This is a genomic window from Burkholderia sp. SJZ089 (genome assembly GCF_007828315.1).
GTDB classification, from domain to species: Bacteria; Pseudomonadota; Gammaproteobacteria; order Burkholderiales; family Burkholderiaceae; genus Burkholderia; species Burkholderia gladioli.
The window spans coordinates 1-1,478 of sequence record NZ_VIUM01000061.1; the positions used below are offsets into that span (position 1 = coordinate 1).

At 66.2% G+C, this 1,478-nt stretch carries 1 protein-coding gene; it reads left to right on the plus strand.

Going from position 1 to position 1,478, the window contains the following annotated elements; translation table 11 throughout:
• The coding region (locus FB600_RS36990) for a nitrite/sulfite reductase (RefSeq protein WP_145758318.1) at positions 1 to 1,478 on the plus strand (1,478 nt) is incomplete at its 3' end.

Genomic DNA, 1,478 nt, shown 5'->3' on the forward strand with positions numbered 1-1,478 from the left:
ATGTATCAGTACGACCAGTACGACCAGACGATCGTCGACGAACGCGTCGCGCAGTACCGCGACCAGGTGCGTCGCCGGCTGTCGGGCGAATTGAGCGAAGAAGAGTTCCGCCCGCTGCGCCTGCAGAACGGCCTGTACATGCAGCGCCACGCCTACATGCACCGCATCGCGATTCCTTACGGCAACCTTCGCAGCGACCAGCTGCGCATGCTGGCCGTGATCGCGCGCGAGCACGACCGCGGCTACGGGCACTTCTCGACGCGGTCGAACATCCAGTTCAACTGGATCCAGCTCGAGGACACGCCCGAGATCCTGCGCAAGCTCGCCTCGGTCCAGATGCACGGCATCCAGACCTCGGGCAACTGCATCCGCAACATCACCGCCGACCAGTTCGCGGGCGTGGCGCCCGACGAAGTGATCGACCCGCGCCCCTGGGCGGAAATCCTGCGCCAGTGGTCGACGTTCCACCCCGAATTCGCCTGGCTGCCGCGCAAGTTCAAGATCGCCGTGTCCGGGGCCAAGGTCGACCGCGCCGCCGTGCAGATGCATGACCTGGGCGTCTACCTGTCGCGCAACGAGCAGGGCGAGGTGGTGGCCAGCATCCTGGCCGGTGGCGGCCTGGGCCGTACCCCGATCGTCGGCTCGATCATCCGCGAGAACCTGCCCTGGCAGCACCTGCTGACCTATTGCGAGGCGGTGCTGCGCGTCTACAACCGCTTCGGCCGCCGCGACAATCTCTATAAGGCGCGGATCAAGATCCTGGTCAAGGCGCTGTCGCCGGAGAAGTTCTCGCAGCAGGTCGAGCAAGAGTGGCAGCACCTGAAGGATGGCCCCTCGACGCTCACGCAGGCCGAGCTCGACCGCGTCTCGAAGGATTTCGCGCCGCCCGTCTACGAGAAGCTGGCCGACACGGACGCTTCCTACGAGCAGCACCTGCTCGAGAACAAGGCCTTCGCGCGCTGGGTCGAGCGCAACGTGGCGCCGCACAAGGTGGCGGGCTACGCGGCCGTGACGCTGTCGCTCAAGCCTAACGGCGTGGCGCCGGGCGATGCGACCGACGCGCAGATGGACACCGTGGCCGACTGGGCCGACGCCTACTCGTTCGGCGAGCTGCGCGTCTCGCACGAGCAGAACCTGATCCTCGCCAACGTCAAGAAGCGCGACCTGTTCGCGCTGTGGGAGAAGGCCAAGGCGGCCGGCTTCGCGACGCCGAACATCGGCCTGCTGACCGACATCATCGCCTGCCCGGGCGGCGATTTCTGCTCGCTGGCCAATGCCAAGTCGATCCCGATCGCGCAGGCGATCCAGGAGCGCTTCGACGATTTGGACTACGTCTACGACCTCGGCGAGATGTCGCTGAACATCTCGGGCTGCATGAACTCCTGCGGCCATCACCACGTCGGCAACATCGGCATCCTCGGCGTCGACAAGGACGGCGCCGAGTGGTACCAGATCTCGCTGGGCGGCGAGCAGGGCAC